General features: G+C 42.1%; 1 protein-coding gene. It reads left to right on the top strand.

From position 1 onward, the window contains the following. Positions 1–925 (top strand): serine--tRNA ligase (gene serS, locus AC3G7N_RS20675; protein WP_489424047.1); only part of this gene is annotated, 925 nt, incomplete at both ends.

The raw sequence follows: 925 nt of genomic DNA, 5'->3' as shown, positions 1-925 counted from the left end.
ACTCGCCGCCGCGAGTTAATCGCTGAAACAGAAACATTAAAGGCAAAACGAAACGCGGCATCTAAACAAATCTCTGTTTTGAAAAAAGAGAAAAAAGATGCTGAACCTGCGATAAAAGAAATGCGTGAGGTTGGCGATCAAATTAAAAGTCTCGATACAGAGCTGAAGGAAATTGAAGAAAAGCTGGAAGTAATGCTGTTGTCTATTCCAAATCTTCCACACGAGAGTGTACCAATCGGCGAGGATGAGGATGATAATGTGCTGGCACGTACATGGGGTGATGTTCCAAGCTTTACGTACGAAGCACAACCGCACTGGGATATCGCGACCAACTTGGATATTTTAGATTTTGAACGTGCCGCAAAAGTTACTGGCAGCAGATTTGTCTTTTATAAAGGTCTTGGGGCACGGTTAGAACGCGCGCTATTGAACTTTATGATGGATTTGCACGCGGATGATCATGGCTATGAGGAAATGCTTCCGCCGTATATGGTTAACCGCACAAGCATGACAGGAACAGGTCAACTTCCAAAGTTTGAAGAGGATGCATTTAAAATTGCCGATTGGGATTACTTCCTTGTTCCGACCGCAGAGGTACCGGTTACAAATTATCATCGTGATGACATTTTACGAAATGACGATTTACCAAAGAAATATGTAGCATTCAGTGCATCTTTCCGTTCTGAAGCAGGTTCTGCTGGCCGTGATACTCGTGGATTAATCCGGCAGCATCAATTTAATAAAGTAGAGCTTGTGCATTTTGTTAAGCCGGAAAATTCTTATGAGGTATTAGAAGAATTAACAGGAAATGCTGAAAAAGTTCTGCAATTATTGAAATTGCCATATCGTGTCATGAGCATGTGTACTGGTGACTTAGGCTTTACCGCTGCTAAGAAATACGATATTGAAGTATGGATTCCAAGCC

The organism is Virgibacillus carmonensis (assembly GCF_057836705.1).
The sequence above is the reverse complement of the archived record's forward strand: the minus strand, read 5'-3'. Positions and strand labels throughout refer to the sequence as shown.